General features: G+C 58.5%; 14 protein-coding genes, 1 tRNA gene and 1 pseudogene. 12 read left to right on the top strand and 4 right to left on the bottom strand.

Features of this window, described 5'->3' with window-relative positions; genetic code table 11:
• Positions 1–102 precede the first annotated feature (102 nt).
• The 7 genes from GOB82_RS04135 (at position 103) to GOB82_RS04105 (ending at position 7239) form a co-directional block, all read left to right on the top strand.
• Positions 103–456 carry a hypothetical protein gene (locus tag GOB82_RS04135; RefSeq protein WP_166120061.1) on the top strand — a complete coding sequence of 118 codons (354 nt, stop codon included), beginning with the start codon at positions 103–105 and terminating at the stop codon, positions 454–456.
• A 64-nt stretch (positions 457–520) separates the two neighbouring features.
• A tRNA-Leu gene (locus tag GOB82_RS04130) sits at positions 521–605 on the top strand.
• Positions 606–639: 34 nt separating this feature from the next.
• Positions 640–1827 (top strand): phosphoserine transaminase, encoded by a 1188-nt coding sequence (locus tag GOB82_RS04125; protein WP_166120059.1) that lies wholly within the window; start codon positions 640–642, stop codon positions 1825–1827.
• 97 nt (positions 1828–1924) lie between these two features.
• Positions 1925–3928 (top strand): CocE/NonD family hydrolase, encoded by a 2004-nt coding sequence (locus GOB82_RS04120; RefSeq protein WP_166120056.1) that lies wholly within the window; start codon positions 1925–1927, stop codon positions 3926–3928.
• 48 nt (positions 3929–3976) lie between these two features.
• Positions 3977–4786, top strand: a complete 810-nt coding sequence (locus GOB82_RS04115) for a creatininase family protein (protein ID WP_166120053.1) — start codon at positions 3977–3979, stop codon at positions 4784–4786.
• A gap of 90 nt (positions 4787–4876) precedes the next feature.
• A protein-coding gene (locus GOB82_RS04110; protein WP_198911950.1) for an IS630 family transposase occupies positions 4877–5826 on the top strand; the annotation gives its coding sequence in 2 pieces (ribosomal slippage) (positions 4877–5218 and positions 5221–5826; 948 coding nt in all).
• 69 nt (positions 5827–5895) lie between these two features.
• Positions 5896–7239 (top strand): IS1182 family transposase, encoded by a 1344-nt coding sequence (locus tag GOB82_RS04105; RefSeq protein WP_166120048.1) that lies wholly within the window; start codon positions 5896–5898, stop codon positions 7237–7239.
• Between the two features lie 189 nt (positions 7240–7428).
• On the opposite strand, the gene GOB82_RS04100 is transcribed toward GOB82_RS04105, so the two are convergent.
• The 3 genes and pseudogenes from GOB82_RS04100 to GOB82_RS13635 all read right to left on the bottom strand — a co-directional run bounded on the left by GOB82_RS04100 (position 7429) and on the right by GOB82_RS13635 (position 9138).
• Positions 7429–8502, bottom strand: coding sequence for an alkene reductase (locus GOB82_RS04100; RefSeq protein WP_166120045.1), 1074 nt, complete (start codon positions 8500–8502; stop codon positions 7429–7431).
• A 311-nt stretch (positions 8503–8813) separates the two neighbouring features.
• Positions 8814–8915, bottom strand: a pseudogene (locus tag GOB82_RS13370) (aldehyde dehydrogenase family protein); the annotation flags it as partial.
• Positions 8916–9009: 94 nt separating this feature from the next.
• Positions 9010–9138: a hypothetical protein gene (locus GOB82_RS13635; RefSeq protein WP_265794219.1), complete on the bottom strand. Its 129-nt coding sequence runs from the start codon at positions 9136–9138 to the stop codon at positions 9010–9012.
• Between the two features lie 82 nt (positions 9139–9220).
• On the opposite strand from GOB82_RS13635, the gene GOB82_RS13630 reads away from it, so the two are divergent.
• Positions 9221–9358, top strand: a complete 138-nt coding sequence (locus tag GOB82_RS13630) for a hypothetical protein (protein ID WP_166120042.1) — start codon at positions 9221–9223, stop codon at positions 9356–9358.
• 96 nt (positions 9359–9454) lie between these two features.
• Here the strand turns inward: GOB82_RS13630 and zwf are convergent, their stop codons facing one another.
• The gene (gene zwf / locus GOB82_RS04085) at positions 9455–10984 is read right to left on the bottom strand and encodes a glucose-6-phosphate dehydrogenase (protein WP_166120039.1); all 1530 of its coding nucleotides are present in this window, start codon (positions 10982–10984) and stop codon (positions 9455–9457) included.
• A 114-nt stretch (positions 10985–11098) separates the two neighbouring features.
• Between zwf and GOB82_RS04080 the strand changes: the two genes are divergently transcribed.
• The 4 genes from GOB82_RS04080 to sdhA all read left to right on the top strand — a co-directional run bounded on the left by GOB82_RS04080 (position 11099) and on the right by sdhA (position 15064).
• Entirely contained in the window at positions 11099–12121 is a 1023-nt protein-coding gene (locus GOB82_RS04080) for an aspartate-semialdehyde dehydrogenase (protein ID WP_166120037.1), read from the top strand.
• A gap of 139 nt (positions 12122–12260) precedes the next feature.
• Complete coding sequence (sdhC, locus tag GOB82_RS04075) at positions 12261–12734, top strand: succinate dehydrogenase, cytochrome b556 subunit (protein WP_166120034.1); 474 nt, start codon at positions 12261–12263, stop codon at positions 12732–12734.
• Position 12735: 1 nt separating this feature from the next.
• The gene (gene sdhD / locus GOB82_RS04070) at positions 12736–13149 is read left to right on the top strand and encodes a succinate dehydrogenase, hydrophobic membrane anchor protein (RefSeq protein ID WP_166120031.1); all 414 of its coding nucleotides are present in this window, start codon (positions 12736–12738) and stop codon (positions 13147–13149) included.
• Positions 13150–13252: 103 nt separating this feature from the next.
• A complete protein-coding gene (gene sdhA / locus GOB82_RS04065) occupies positions 13253–15064 on the top strand; it encodes a succinate dehydrogenase flavoprotein subunit (protein ID WP_166120029.1) in 1812 nt (603 codons plus the stop codon).
• Positions 15065–15070: the final 6 nt, after the last annotated feature.

Raw genomic sequence — 15070 nt, 5'->3', positions numbered from 1 at the left:
TTGAGCTTGAATTCTGATCCTGTCTATTGTGTCAGCCAGTGCAGATCGCACACAAATCAACAGGGGCTGTGAGGCCCATCCTGCTTTTAGGGGAATGTCCGCATGTCCACTGGTTTTTTCCGTCCGCTCGGGTGCTGCCTTGCTCTGGCGCTGCTGGCGGGGTGTGCCGCCCAGCCTCAGCCTGCTGTGCAGGCCAGACGCCCGGTGCAGGGCTTTCCGCCGAATATGGCCATCCAGCAAGGCGCTCCGGCGGATGAAAGCCAGCTGACGAATGATCCCTCCGCTCCGGCTGACACCCCCCTGTGCGGCATGGCGGCGCGGGAAAGTCAGGCCATGGCGGTGCAGAATTACCCACAGCCGCTCTCCAGCGGGAACAGCTGTGTCCAGAATGCCTGCTTCAATCCGCAGACGGGAACCTATATCGCCGCAGATGGCACGCCCCGCGTCTGCCGGTAATCTACCGGCGGCCTGCATGCCCTGCCTTTTCTACCGGCCTTTTTGCTGGTAGGAGGGGTGCGCCGCGAGAGTGACGGAATCGGTAGACGTAGTCGGCTCAAAATCGACCGCCGCAAGGCATAGGGGTTCGAGTCCCCTCTCTCGCACCATAATTTGTCTCACTTCCTTTGACCGGACAGGGTGATGACCTCTTCATATTCCACACATTCTTCCCGTCCGGCTTGCCGTCCCGTCAATCCGTGCTTTTCGTCCGGCCCTTGCGCCAAGCGCCCGGGATGGAGCGTTTCCGCTCTTGCAGGCGCACTGACGGGCCGCTCCCATCGCTCCGCGGAAGGCCGCGCCAGACTGGCGGACGTGATTGACCGTTCCGCCGCCATACTGGGTGTGCCCGAAGGCTGGCGCGTGGGCATTGTGCCCGCCTCGGATACAGGTGCGGTGGAAATGGCCCTGTGGTCCCTTCTGGGGGCGCGGCCTGTGGATGTGCTGGCGTTTGAGAGTTTCTCCTCCCTCTGGGCGCAGGATATCGTCTCTCAGCTCAAGCTGGAGCAGGCCCGCGTTCTGAAAGCGGAGTATGGTCAGCTCCCCGATCTTTCGCAGGTCAACTGGGCGCATGATGTCGTGCTGGCGTGGAACGGCACCACCTCCGGTGTGCGCCTGCCTTCCGTAGAGTCTATTCCGGCCACTCATGAGGGGCTGGTGATCTGTGATGCAACCTCTGCGGCCTTTGCCATGGATCTGCCGTGGGACCGGCTGGATGTGGTGACATGGTCCTGGCAGAAAGCGCTGGGGGGTGAGGCTGCGCACGGGATGCTCGCACTCTCTCCGCGTGCGGTGGCCCGGCTGGAAAGTTTTGAAGCGCCACGGGCACTCCCCAAGATTTTCCGTCTGGTGGGAAAAGGCAAGCTGATAGAAGGCATTTTCCGGGGGGATACCATCAACACGCCCTCCATGCTGTGTGTGGAAGATGCGCTGGACAGCCTGAAATGGGCTGAATCCGTGGGGGGGCTGGCCGGGCTTAAGGCTCGCAGTCAGGCCAATCTGGCAGAAATCACGGCATGGGAAGCACAGTCCGACTGGGTGGAGTTTCTTGCGCGGAATGAGGAAGAACGGTCCTCTACATCCATCTGCCTGCGTATTGTGGCCCCGTGGTTTCTGGCGCTGGAACGGGCCGAACAGGAAAAGGCTGTCAAACAGATGACCTCCCTGCTGGACAGGGAAGGCATTGCGTTTGATATCGCCAGCTATCGGGATGCCCCGCTGGGCCTGCGCATCTGGGGTGGGGCGACGGTGGAAGCGTCTGACGTGCGCGCCCTTCTCCCCTGGCTGGACTGGGCCTTCGCACAGATCACACCGGTATCCTGCCCGGCCTGAGCAGGATACGCCGAAAAACAGGTGGACGAACCGCCCGATCCAACGCATCGTCTGGTCACCAGCTTGAAAAGCACGGACCAGATAAAAGCGCAGGATCATGGTGAAAAAAATTACCATCGCACAACAGAAAACCTCTCTGAAAAAAAGGGGGCTGTGGGCCGGAGGGGCGCTCTCCGGCCTGCTTCTGGCAACCACGCCGCTGGCGGCTCAGGCGGCGTCATCCCCGGCTGAGGCGGCCTCTGCACATGACCCGCTGAGCGTGCAGACCGGAAACGATATTCCTGCCAGCGTGCATCTGCCCACAGACCAACTGCGGGATTATGTAAAACGTGAAGTCATGGTGCCCATGCGGGACGGCGTAAAGCTGTATACCGTGATTGTCATTCCGAAAAACGCACGGAATGCCCCCATACTTCTGACACGTACCCCCTACAACGCCAAAAAGCGCGTTGACCGTGTGCCCAATGGCCTGACCATGCGGGAAATTCTGCCGCAAGGGGATGATGTGTTTGTGGAGGGCGGCTACATCCGCGTTTTTCAGGATATCCGCGGGAAATATGGTTCACAGGGGGATTACGTCATGACACGTCCGCCCCGTGGTCCCCTGAATCCGACAAAAACGGATGAAACAACCGATGCATGGGATACGGTGGACTGGCTGGTGCACAATGTGCCGGAGTCCAACGGTCGCGTTGGCATGACGGGCTCTTCCTATGAAGGGTTTACCGTTGTGATGGCTCTGCTTGAGCCGCATCCGGCCCTGAAAGTGGCCGCACCGGAAAGCCCGATGGTGGATGGCTGGATGGGGGATGACTGGTTCCATTACGGTGCCTTCCGTCAGGGCTCATTTGACTATTTTACCGATCAGATGACCGTTCGTGGTTCGGGTGACAGTATTCCGAGGAAGGATGCTGATGATTACACGAATTTTCTGAAAGCCGGTTCCGCCGGAAGCTTTGCCACGCAGGCGGGTCTGGACCAGTATCCCTTCTGGCAGCGGATGCATGCGCACCCGGCGTATGATGCGTTCTGGCGGGGGCAGGCGCTGGATAAACTGCTGGCTCAGCGCAAACCGACTGTTCCCATGCTGTGGGAACAGGGGCTGTGGGATCAGGAAGACATGTGGGGCGCCATTCATGCCTGGCACGCGCTGAAGGATGCGGACGTCAAGGCACCGAATACGCTTGTCATGGGGCCATGGCGGCATAGTGGTGTGAACTATAATGGCTCCTCTCTCGGCCCGCTGGATTTTGAGGGAGACACCGCGCACCAGTACCGGCGTGATGTGTTCCGGCCGTTCTTTGACCAGTATCTGAAGCCGGGCAGCCCTTCCGTGCATCTGCCGGACGCGGTGATTTACAATACCGGAGACCAGAAATGGGATTATTACCGCTCCTGGCCCTCTGTTTGTGAAAACAACTGCACCGGTAGCCTGACACCGCTGTATCTCACAGGCGGCCATGGGCTGAGCTTTACACATCCGGCAACGGATGGCGCGGACAGCTATCTGTCTGACCCGGCCCACCCTGTTCCCTTCATCTCCCGCCCCTTTGCCTTTGCGCAGGGATACCGGTGGAAGCCCTGGCTGGTGCAGGACCAGCGGGAGGCGGAATCCCGCCCGGATGTGCTGACCTATGAAACGGAGGTTCTGGATGAACCTGTGCGGGTGAGCGGCGTGCCGGTGGCGGATCTGTTTGCCGCCACCACCGGGTCTGATTCAGACTGGGTTGTAAAGCTGATAGATGTGCAGCCCGGCATGACACCGGATAACCCGGCTATGGGCGGGTATGAACTGGCGGTTTCCATGGATATTTTCCGGGGCCGGTACCGGAAGGATTTTGCCAAGCCCGAAGCGCTTCAGCCGAATGCCACCCTGCATTATCATTTCACGCTGCCTGCCGTGAACCATGTGTTTGCAAAAGGGCACCGGATTATGGTGCAGATCCAGTCTTCCTGGTTCCCGCTTTATGACCGGAACCCCCAGAAGTTTGTGCCAAATATTTTTGATGCGAAACCGGCAGATTATACGTCAGCCACGCAGAGCATTCATTTTGGCGGTGCGGAGGCCACGTCTGTCCTGCTGCCTGTTGTGAAACAGTAAGGCGTTTTACGGCGGTAGGGCTAATGGCAGCAGGATAAGGGAGGCAGCATGACGCAAACCAAATTCCATATGGCGCATCTCACAGCATCTGAAATGCGGGATGCTGTCGCGCGGTCTCCCGTTGTTCTTCTGCCTTTGGGTAGTTTTGAAGATCAGGGGCCGCATATGCCCATGGGGGACTATCTTCTGGCGGATGTCGTGGCCGGGCAGATTGCCAGAAAGGCCGCGGCTGCGGGGCATGAGGTTTATGTTGCCCCTGTCCTGCCGTTTGGGGGTGCGGATTATTTTGGATATATGCCGGGTGGCATTGCACTTTCTCAAACCACACTTCAGGCGGTCTTGCGGGATATGCTGGAAAGCCTGCTGCGGCACGGCATAACCCGCCTGATTATTCTGAATGGTCATGGTGGAAACTGCACCATGATTCATGATGTCACCCGCACCATCTGGCTGCGGGACGGCATCATGATCCCGAGCTTTTATTTATGGCGAGTTGCTGCGGGCTTTCTGCCGGGTGTTGTGGGGGCGGAACAGGCCGCACAGTCCGGCGGGCATGGGGCAAACCCGTTGACAAGCATTGGCATGCATCTTCTGCCTGATCTGGTCAGGGAGGATCTTCTCCCGACAGTGCATGAAGAAAAAACAGCCTGGGGTTTGAACGTTTCTGATTTCGGCACGCTTGATCTGGATGGCGCCCAGATTTCAGTGCCTCTGGAAGGGGATGCAACGGCTTCCCGCGGCATCGGGCGTGGTGATCCGCGCCTGTGTTCTGCCAAAACCGGAGCCGCCCTGACCGAAAAGCTGGTTGAAACCGGGCTGAAACTTGTCGAACATGTTCTGAAACACGGTGAGCGCTAGAGCATTTTCCGCACTGATTGAATCATGAGGGATTCCCAAATATGGCGTGATCTGATTCAAGATGACAGCCGGAATGGAGGCCGGCTCTGGATGTCATCACGCACGCTGTCTCTGGATCTCCGCGAACGTGTTGTTGCGGCCGTTTCGAATGGTCTATCGCGTCGTCAGGCGGCTGAACGGTTTGGCGTCAGTCCGGCGAGTGCGATCCGCTGGTGCGCCCTTGCCGCTGCGACCGGCAGTGCTGCTGCCAGGCCACGTGGCGGGGACCGCCTGTCCCACAGGATTGAAGCACAGGCAGAGCGCATCCATGCCCTGATCGCCGGGAAGGACGATCTTACATTGGCTGAAATCCGGGCCCGGCTGGCTGATGACGGGCATCATTTTGCGATCGGCACGCTATGGCGCTTCTTCGCGCGCCACAGGATCACATGGAAAAAAAGACCGCTCACGCGGCGGAGCAGGATCGCCCCGACATCCTGACGCGACGACAGGAGTGGTTCGATACCCAGCCCGATCTCGATCCGGGGCGGCTGGTCTTCATTGATGAGACCTGGGCCTCCACCAATATGGCGCGCCGCTACGGGCGGTGTCTGCGCGGCCAGAGGCTGCGTTCCGCCGTGCCGCATGGTCATTGGAAAACAACGACATTCGTCGCCGGGTTGCGAGTGAGCGGTATCGTGGCGCCCATGGTGCTGGATGGTCCGATCAATGGTCGCAGCTTCCAAACCTATATCGATCGCGTGCTGGTGCCTGATCTGCGGCCTGGCGACATCGTCATCATGGACAATCTCGGTTCGCACAAAGGCCCCGGCGTTCAGGCTGCGATCGAAGCGGCAGGCGCGACCGTGCGTTATCTGCCTCCCTACAGTCCCGACTTCAATCCCATCGAAAAGGCTTTCTCCAAACTCAAGGCCCATCTCCGCAAGGCCGCGGAACGGACACGCGATGCCCTGTGGGACAGGATCGGCGCACTGATCGATCAGATCACTCCCACAGAATGCGCAAACTTCTTCACCGCAGCTGGATATGAACCAGACTGAAAAGAAAACGCCCTAGCAGCCTGTCGGGTTGGGGTACCCTTTGAAGTGGCGAGGCTGTAGGGTGATGGGATGAGCCGTTTCATCCCGTTTGACCGATCCCAGCCATATCTTCTGCCGCCTGACCTGAAGGCGTGGCTTCCGGCTGACGATATGGCGCATTTCATTGTCGCCGCTGTTGAGCGGGTTCCGATGACTGCATTTTGCGTGCCGGTACGCACGGGGGGCAAGGCGCAGTATCATCCGCGCCTGATGCTGTCCCTTCTGATCTTCAGTTACGCGAACGGGCTGTTTTCCTCACGCCGGATCGAACGGGCGACATATCGCGACATCGGGGTGCGCTTCGTTGCGGCGAACCTGCATCCGGATCACGACACGATTGCCACTTTCCGCCGGACAAACCGGACGGCCATCGAAGCTGCCTTTGCGCAGGTCCTGCTTCTGGCGCGCGAGATGGGCCTGCTGCGTCTGGGTGTGGTGTCGATTGATGGCACGAAAATCGATGCCGATGCCTCGAAATACCGTTCGGTTCGCTACGACCGGATCAAGGCCCTGCGCGAACAACTGGCGGTGGATATCGTACAACTGATGGAACAGGCGGAGCACGCGGACGCCACAGACAGTGATCCGCAGGCATTGCCCGAAGAACTCGCCCGGCGGGAGACGCTGAAAGCGAAGCTGGATGAAGCCTGTGCCCGGCTGGAAGCGGACGCGAAGGCGCAGGCCGAGGCGGCACGCCCCGCATACGAGCAGAAAAAAGCCGCCTGTGATGCGAAGACAGGACGTCGCGGCCGGGCGCCGAAACCGCCGGATGATGAACCACCACCGGAGAGGCAGATCAGCCTGACCGATCCCGACAGCCGCCTCATGCGGCGTTCGGACGCCCACGAGTTCCGGCAGGCTTACAATGCGCAGGCCGTGGTCTGCGCCGAAGGCAGTCAGCTGATCGTGACAACTGACGTTGTCGCCACGTCAGCGGACGCGCCGTCCTTTGCCAGCACCGTGCTGTCGATGGAAGACATGATCGGGCTCCCGAAAACCGTTCTCGCCGACACCGGTTACGCCAGTGGACAGGCGGTCCGGGATCTGCGGAAAAAAGGCATTGATCCTCTGGTCGCCATCGGACGGCCCTGCGCCCGCAGGCCTTACGACTTCCGGCCTCCTCCTGAAGACAGGGAGCCGCGCCGGATAACCGAACCCTGGCGGCTCGCCATGAAGGAGAGGCTGGAAACCACAGAAGCGGGAGATCTTTACAGACTGAGAAAACAGACCGTGGAGCCGGTCTTTGGCATTATCAAAAGCGTCATGGGTTTCAGAAGATTCAGTCTGCGCGGCCTTGCAAAAGTCACGACCGAATGGACACTCGTCGCACTCGCATATAACTGCAAAAGAATGGCCCGGCTTCAGGCAGTATAAGCCGTGTCAGCCTTGGCGTTATCAGCCGTAAAATGCCCAACCCGACAGGCTGCTAGAGCAGTTTCTTTCCATTCTGGCACATGGGCGTTCGTGCCTGATGGATCGGCCCCCGGCTTGGCCTAAAAAGGGCTTTGAAGAAAAACGAAAGCTCCTTCCCGAGGGAAAGAGCTTTCTGAAAATAGATTGGTTTTACCGAGCAAATGGATAATCGATATAGCCTTCTGGTCCCCGCGAATACCAGGTCTGGATATTATCCTTATTCAGGGGAAGATTGTCTTCCAGACGATGCACCAGATCGGGGTTGGCAATGAAAGGCCGCCCGAAAGCAATGGCGTCCGCCACACCGGTCGCGACTGTTTCAATCGCTTCTTCCCGCGTGTAATCCTGATTCAGAACCAGTGGTTTCGTGAAGACTTTGCGGATCGGCCCATGCAGTTTCGGCTGGTCGCTCTTGCCAAATGTGCCGTCGGGACCAAGCTCGCGCAGTTCGAGAAAAGCAATCTTGAGATCGTTCAGAAGCTTTGCTGCGGGTATGAAAACCTGCTCGGGGTGGCTGTCGATGCACCCTTGTGAATCGCCGTTGGGGGAAAGCCGTACGGATGTCTTGTCCGCGCCAATCGCGGCAATCACCGCTTCCGTGACTTCACGCAGGATGCGGATGCGGTTTTCAGGAGAGCCACCATAGTCATCGGAACGATGGTTGGCGCTGTCCCGCAGGAATTGATCGATCAGATATCCGTTGGCGGCATGAATCTGGACTCCGTCAAAGCCGGCTTCCAGGGCGTTGCGGGCAGCGTTTCCGTAATCGTTCACGATACGGGCGATGTCCTCCTTGGTCAGGGGGCGGGCGACTTCGGGGTCCTGCTTGCCGTTGTACGTATGAAGCGGCTCCGGCGCTTTTGTTGCCGAGGAGGATACCGGCTGCATGCCCGTCACACTGGAATGCATCACGCGGCCCATGTGCCAGAGCTGGGCCACGATCTTTCCGCCTTTTGCGTGCACTGCCGCAGTAACCGGCTTCCAGGCTTCCACCTGCTCCTGTGTCCACAGGCCCGGCGCATAGGGGCACCCAAGACCTTCCCGGCTGATGCCGGTTGCTTCAGAGATAATCAGACCTGCTGTGGCACGTTGCGTATAATACTCGACCATGATGGGGGTCGGAACATGCTCAGGGGTGGCTTTGGCACGCGTCATCGGGGACATGAAAACTCTGTTTTTGGCGTAAATGCTTCCCATTTCAATCGGCTCAAACAGGCTGGGCATGACAGATCCTTTCTAAAATAAATAATTCTTAATGAAGTGGGGAAGTCTTGCGGGAATTACAATAGAATTTCTGTCTTTAGAGAGCATTATATAATTTTTTGATGTAATTTTTACGGTATGGATATCTGAATACTCAAAAATTGTCAGAAAGCGCAGAACGCATTCCAATGGAAATACCATTCACAGGATGTTTTGTGAGCGGGTAAAGAGGCTCGTTAAAACCTCAAGATTATCTGCCGGGCCGGAGTTTCAGAAAAGGATAGTTTCAAGGAAATAAGATGATTTAAAGAGGAATTTTCTTGTCTGTGAGAAATCTGCTTTGCGACCTCAAAACCGCGTTTCGTATCCTGCGTGAGGACGGAACCGCCCAGACCGTAAGGAGAGTCATTGACCAGATCAATGGCGTCCTGTTCACGGCAGCCCAGTTTCATGGTGGTTTTTTTCAGGTTTGTATGCCATTTCAAGAGCCTTTCCAATTCCCTCGGAAAACTCAGGCCCGGAAGTCGATCACACTACGTCTTCCACCTTGCCGTCTTCGAGGCGTTCAAAAATACTGCGAATGGTCGTACCCTTCATCACCATACCGAAGAGCGAAACAGGGACACCACCCGGCGGCAGACCATTCAGAGCAAGCATCCCTCCAGACCGGACATAGCCCATGGCCTGTGCAAAAGCTTTGGTGGAGACTGTAGTAATCAGGCCGCCATGAACGCCACCAATGTCGTTCTATATAAAAGTCGCCGGGTTACTTTCTGCTTGTGTTAACGGCACGGGCCGCGCCGAGTTTCCGGGCGAGGACAAGTTTTTCATCATCACTATCAACCGCGACGATATTCAGCCCATGGCGACACCATAATGCACCGCCCTCCGGCCCACCCCTTTGGGCAGGCGGGCCACAGAGTTGGGGTCCGCCACGACATAGTCCGCAAAGCAGCTATTTCAGCCAGGATTTTCAGGCATCTTTCTTAAGCTGGCCGAAGGGAGCCCAGCTCCGCCCGTCACGGGCCAGAAGGGCATCGGCCGCGGCGGGGCCGGTGCTGCCAGCTTCATAGAAGTCCGGGGGGGTGACGGCGCTGCTCCAGGCTTTCAGCACAGGGTCTACCACCCGCCATGCGGCTTCAATATTATCCGCGCGCTGGAAGAGGGTGGCGTTGCCCTGAAGGCAATCATACAGCAGGGTTTCATATCCCACATTGGGAATGGCCCCAAAGGCGTCCTGATAGCGAAACTGGGAGACAACTTCATCCACAACGGTTTCCGGTCCGGGGTGTTTGGCATTGAAATGCAGGTCCATCCCCTTTTCAGGGCGGATATTATAGACAAACCGGTTAGGCATCTGTGGGCGGCCATCCGCCATGTGGAACAAGGGGTATGGTGTTTCCTTGAACTGCACCACAATTTCGGTCACGTTGGAATTCAGGGCTTTTCCGGTGCGCAGGTAAAACGGCACGCCGGCCCAGCGCCAGGTATCAATTTCTATTTTCAGGGCGGCATAGGTTTCCGTCATGCTCTGCGGGTTTACGCCGGGGCTGTCGTGATAGGCGGCAACTGTGCGCCCGGCCACGGCACCGGCGGTATACTGGCCGCGCACGGCATTTTCCGGCGAGATGGCGCGAATGGCATCAAACACCTGCTGTTTGGCATTGCGGATGGCTTCGGCATTCAGGGAGGAAGGCGGTTCCATGGCGACCAGCGCCAGTAACTGGAACAGGTGGTTGGGCACCATATCCCGCAGCGCCCCCGTGGCATCATAGAACACGCCGCGCCCTTCAACAGAAAGAGTTTCGGCTGCGGTGATCTGGATATGGTCAATATAGTCACGCCGCCAGAGCGGGTCGAACAGCAGGTTGCTGAAGCGGAGCGCCAGCAGATTCTGCACGGTCTCTTTGCCGAGGAAGTGGTCCACCCGGTAAATCTGGCTTTCCCGCAGGAAGGAGAGCAGATGCGCATTGAGCGCCTGAGCGGAGAGAAGGTCTGTCCCGAAAGGTTTTTCTATAACCAGCCGCCGGAAGCTGCCCGGTGCTTCTTCCATCAGGCCGGCGCGGCTCAGGCTTTCCGCCGCAGGCCCGAAAAAGCGCGGGGGGCAGGCAAGGTAGAACACCGCATTGCCGGTGCCGACATCGGGCTTCAGGGTGCGCAGGGCCTCGACAGATGTGAAGTCGAGTGAGCGGTACGTCATCCGCTCGGCCAGCCAGTTCCAGACCTGCTCGTTAAGGCTGACAGTATAGAATTCCGCATGCTGGTCTTTCGTGAAGCTTTCCAGCCTCTCACGCAGGGAGCGTATCCAGCCTTCGGTGGTGTTCTTTTCAAGACTGACGCCGATGATGCGAAAATCATCAGGCAGAAATCCGTTGCATGCCAGATCATAGAGGGCAGGCACCAGCAGCCGGTGTGTCAGGTCTCCCGCGGCACCAAGAATAACCAGTGTTCCAGCCGGTGCCGGGTGGGTGGCTGCCGGTGCGATAACGGGGGCAGATGTCATGATTGGTGTCCTTTTGACGTGGCTGGAAAACGTATGCCGCAATTCCATTTTTGCCCGATTTGGTCTAAATTCCCTGCCCGGTCAGGCTTTGGCAGGAATGGTAAGGGAAGAGTTATGGGGTATCGGGTTGCAGTTGCAGGCGCCACCGGGGCTGTGGGGCGCGAAATTTTAAAGACACTGGCGGAGCGGGAGTTCCCCGTTGACGATATTGTTGCACTGGCGTCACCGCGCTCTGCCGGGCGCGAGGTTTCGTTCGGGAACCGGGTTCTGAAAGTCCAGAATCTGGAAACTTTTGATTTCACGGGCTGGGATATTGGCCTGTTCTCTCCCGGTGGTGAGGTTTCGGCTAAATATGCACCGATTGCCGCCAAAGCGGGCTGCGTGGTGATTGATAACACATCACATTTCCGTATGGACCCGGACGTGCCGCTGGTGGTGCCGGAAGTCAACCCGAATGCGCTCAAGCGCATGAAGCGCAATATTATTGCAAACCCGAACTGCTCAACCATCCAGATGGTGGTGGCCCTCAAACCCCTGCATGACCTGTTCACGCTCAAGCGTGTTGTGGTGTCGACCTATCAGGCGGTATCCGGCGCGGGGAAAGACGGGATGGATGAACTCTTCTCCCAGTCACGCGGCAGCTTTGTGAACGACCCGCCGAAAATCGAACAGTTTCAGAAGCAGATAGCGTTCAACTGCATTCCCCAGATTGACCGCTTCATGGACGATGGCGCGACCAAGGAAGAATGGAAAATGGCGGTGGAGACGAGAAAAATTCTCGACCCTGACGTTTCCGTGATTGCAACCTGCGTCCGTGTGCCGGTGTTTATCGGTCATTCTGAAGCGGTTGTGGCGGAGTTTGCGGAACCGGTTGACCTGAACCGTGCGCGTGAAGCCCTGCGTGAGGCCGAGGGCGTGATCCTGCGTGATGAGCGTGAAGATGGCGGGTATGTGACTCCAATCGAGTGCGTTGGTGAAGATGCGAGCTATGTCTCACGTCTTCGTGTCGACCCGACTGTTCCAAACGGTCTCGCTTTCTGGTGCGTGTCCGATAATCTGCGGAAAGGCGCGGCTTTGAACGCCGTACAGATTGCTGAAACCATGGTTGCCCTGGACCTCCTGCCCAGACACGGCTGAGTGAGGTCGCCCCGCCTCGCGGCCTCGTGTTGGCTGGCTGAATTGACCGGTCTGCGGGGGGGGCGTAGGAAAAATTCCGATGCAGAAACGCCGGTCTGAGCCGGTGTAAGGAATAGACGGACAGGATACGAGGCTGACAATGCAGGATATCCGCAAGGCCCTCTATGTAGGGACCCGAAGTGACGGCAGACTCATTCAGCGGCCGATGTCGCCGCATCTGCAAATTTATCGCTATCGCCTGTCCATGGTTCTTTCAATTTCGAACCGCCTGACGGGTGTTGTCGCAACCGGCGGCGCGGCTCTGGGCGTGTTCTGGCTTGCGGCCGCGGCCAAAGGGCCAAAAGCGTTTGCCACAGCCCGCAAAGTGACAGGCAACCCCGCGGGCCAGCTCCTGCTGGTGGGGTGGCTTGCATCCGTTGTGTATCACACGGTGGGCGGCATCCGGCACCTTATCTGGGATTCCGGCAAGCGGTACGACAAAGAAGAGCTGAACAAGGATGGTCCGGTGGCTGTCGGCGTGACAGCGGGTGTCAGCGCGGTGCTGGCTGTGGGCCTTCTGGGCGTTGCGGCCAAACGGGCGCGTGCCCTTGCCAAAGCAGGGAAGGCTTCCTGACATGAATGCTTCTGTTCCTCACATTGAGGTCATGCGCTCACAGCTTGGCCGCGCACGCGGGCTGGGAGCCGGTGGGTCCGGCACGGAGCACTGGTGGGCCGAGCGTGTGACGGCGGCGTCTCTCCTGCCGCTTTCAACATGGTTTGTTGTCCAGATGTTCCGCCTTGGCGGGGCTGACCATGCGGATGTTGTGAAATGGGGCGGCAAGCCGGTGAATGCCACCATGCTGACCGCCCTGATCATTGCCACCTTTTATCACGCCCAGCTCGGTCTGCAGGTGATTGTGGATGACTATGTGCACGGCAAGGCGCACCTGCCGACCCGCATTCTGGTCAAATTCGTCACCTCGCTGCTCGGGCTTCTTGGCGTGTTTGCCGTGGTGAAGCTTGTGGTCGCCGGCAGCCGGCGGTCCTGAGCAGACCAGATCTGAATCCTGTGCCGCCTGTTTGCGCCACATGTCGGGGCGGCACGAAACCTGAAGACATGACAGGCCGAACGCACATGGGAGCGCCGTCACGATGAATGCCAATACCTCTCCGTCCCGGGGAGCTTACCGGATTGTCGATCACGCTTATGATGTCGTGGTTGTAGGAGCAGGCGGTTCCGGCCTGCGCGCAACGCTGGGCATGGGGGCCGCGGGCCTCAAGACTGCCTGCGTGACCAAGGTTTTCCCGACCAGAAGCCACACGGTGGCCGCTCAGGGTGGCATCGGGGCCTCCTTGGGCAACATGGCTGAGGATAACTGGCGCTGGCATATGTATGACACCGTAAAGGGGTCAGACTGGCTGGGCGATCAGGACGCCATTGAATTCATGTGCCGCGAGGCTGTGCCCGCCGTGCAGGAACTGGAACATTTTGGCGTGCCCTTCTCCCGCACGGAAGATGGCAAGATCTACCAGCGCCCCTTTGGCGGCCATATGAGTGATTATGGCAAGGCCCCGGTGCCGCGCGCCTGCGCCGCCGCGGACCGGACCGGGCATGCCATCCTGCATACGCTGTATCAGCAGTGCCTGAAGCATAACGTTGAATTCTTTATTGAATACTTCGCCATCGACCTGATCATGGATGAAGACGGAGTGTGCCGTGGCGTGATGGCCTGGTGTCTGGATGACGGCACCATTCATCGCTTCAATGCCAAAATGGTGGTGCTGGCCACGGGCGGTTATGGCCGTGCCTACCAGTCCTGCACCTCGGCCCATACCTGCACAGGGGATGGAAACGGCATGGCCATGCGCGCCGGCCTGCCCACGCAGGATATGGAATTCGTGCAGTTCCACCCGACAGGAATTTATCCGGCTGGCTGCCTGCTTACGGAAGGCTGCCGTGGTGAAGGAGGGTATCTGACCAACTCCGAAGGTGAGCGCTTCATGGAGCGTTATGCTCCCACGGCGAAAGATCTTGCCTCGCGTGATGTGGTGTCCCGCGCCATGACAATCGAGATCAAGGAAGGCCGGGGCTGCGGGCCGAAAAAAGACCACATCATGATGCATCTGGAGCATCTGGGTGCGGACCTTCTGCACCAGCGCCTGCCGGGCATTCTGGAAACGGCGCGGATTTTTGCCGGTGTGGATGTAACGAAGGAACCCGTGCCGGTTCTGCCGACAGTTCATTACAATATGGGTGGCATCCCCACCAATATTCATGGGGAAGTCATTCGCCCGACCTCCGATAATCCGGACGCCGTGGTGCCCGGCCTGATGGCTGTGGGTGAAGCGGCCTGTGTGTCCGTGCATGGGGCAAACCGCCTTGGCACGAACTCCCTGCTGGATCTGATTGTGTTTGGCCGCGCTGCGGCGCGTCGTGCAGCGGAAATTGTCAAACCGACCGATTTCATCAAGCCGCTTCCCGTTGGTGCGGGAGAGGCCGCGCTCGACCGTCTGGACAGGCTGCGTTACGCCAAGGGCAACACGAAGGTTTCCGTCATGCGGGATCGCCTCCAGCGTGACATGCAGGCCCATGCCGCTGTGTTCCGCACAGAGGAAAGCCTTCAGGAAGGTGTTGATAAAATCCGCCAGATCTGGGCCGGGCTTGGAGATATTTCCGTGTCCGATACCTCTCTGGTCTGGAACAGTGACCTGATGGAAGCGCTGGAATTTGAAAATCTTCTGGCGAATGCAACGGTTACTCTGGAAAGCGGTCTGGCCCGGCATGAAAGCCGTGGCGCACATGCGCGGGATGACTTCACCAAGCGTGATGACAAGGAGTGGATGAAGCACTCCGTTTCCTGGTTGGATGAGAAAGGCGGCGTGAAGCTGACCTACCGTCCGGTACATATGAAGACCCTGACAGATGATGTTCAGGTCTTCCCACCCAAAGAGCGCGTTTACTGAGCCGAC

The sequence above is a fragment of the Acetobacter farinalis genome (assembly GCF_011516935.1).
Taxonomy (GTDB): domain Bacteria; phylum Pseudomonadota; class Alphaproteobacteria; order Acetobacterales; family Acetobacteraceae; genus Acetobacter; species Acetobacter farinalis.
This window is presented reverse-complemented; position numbering and strand designations above follow the sequence as displayed.

Coding starts and splice junctions, on each gene's coding strand:
- GOB82_RS04100 (WP_166120045.1), bottom strand. CDS start 8,502: ATGCCCAGCCTGTTTGAGCCGATTGAAATGGGAAGCATTTACGCCAAA.
- sdhA (WP_166120029.1), top strand. CDS start 13,253: ATGAATGCCAATACCTCTCCGTCCCGGGGAGCTTACCGGATTGTCGAT.
- GOB82_RS04135 (WP_166120061.1), top strand. CDS start 103: ATGTCCACTGGTTTTTTCCGTCCGCTCGGGTGCTGCCTTGCTCTGGCG.
- GOB82_RS04115 (WP_166120053.1), top strand. CDS start 3,977: ATGACGCAAACCAAATTCCATATGGCGCATCTCACAGCATCTGAAATG.
- GOB82_RS04105 (WP_166120048.1), top strand. CDS start 5,896: ATGAGCCGTTTCATCCCGTTTGACCGATCCCAGCCATATCTTCTGCCG.
- zwf (WP_166120039.1), bottom strand. CDS start 10,984: ATGACATCTGCCCCCGTTATCGCACCGGCAGCCACCCACCCGGCACCG.
- GOB82_RS04080 (WP_166120037.1), top strand. CDS start 11,099: ATGGGGTATCGGGTTGCAGTTGCAGGCGCCACCGGGGCTGTGGGGCGC.
- sdhD (WP_166120031.1), top strand. CDS start 12,736: ATGAATGCTTCTGTTCCTCACATTGAGGTCATGCGCTCACAGCTTGGC.
- GOB82_RS13635 (WP_265794219.1), bottom strand. CDS start 9,138: ATGCTTGCTCTGAATGGTCTGCCGCCGGGTGGTGTCCCTGTTTCGCTC.
- sdhC (WP_166120034.1), top strand. CDS start 12,261: ATGCAGGATATCCGCAAGGCCCTCTATGTAGGGACCCGAAGTGACGGC.
- GOB82_RS04125 (WP_166120059.1), top strand. CDS start 640: ATGACCTCTTCATATTCCACACATTCTTCCCGTCCGGCTTGCCGTCCC.
- GOB82_RS13630 (WP_166120042.1), top strand. CDS start 9,221: ATGTCGTTCTATATAAAAGTCGCCGGGTTACTTTCTGCTTGTGTTAAC.
- GOB82_RS04120 (WP_166120056.1), top strand. CDS start 1,925: ATGGTGAAAAAAATTACCATCGCACAACAGAAAACCTCTCTGAAAAAA.